This window comes from Winogradskyella poriferorum (assembly GCF_050618035.1).
GTDB lineage: Bacteria > Bacteroidota > Bacteroidia > Flavobacteriales > Flavobacteriaceae > Winogradskyella > Winogradskyella poriferorum_A.
The window spans coordinates 1-209 of record NZ_JBODPY010000334.1 but is presented as its reverse complement, the minus strand read 5'-3'; the positions used below and the strand labels follow the sequence as shown (position 1 = coordinate 209).

Below are 209 nucleotides of genomic sequence, written 5' to 3'. Positions count from 1 at the left end.
AAACCATTCCTCCAAAATCATTCATTTGTGATTTAGCGCTAGTATGATTTGGTTGCGACTCAAATCCCGGCCAATATACCTTCTCAATTTTTGGATGAGGATTCAAAAATTCCGCGACAGCCTTACCATTTTCGCAGTGACGTTGCATGCGCACATGGAGTGTTTTTATACCACGTAGTACTAGAAATGAGTCTTGTGGCCCACAAACT

The 209-nt window shown here is 41.6% G+C and carries 1 protein-coding gene; it reads right to left on the bottom strand.

Annotation, left to right across the window (positions count from 1 at the left end; genetic code table 11):
• A partial coding sequence (locus ACRHOC_RS15980; protein ID WP_431159536.1) for a PLP-dependent transferase occupies positions 1-209 on the bottom strand: 209 nt, incomplete at both ends.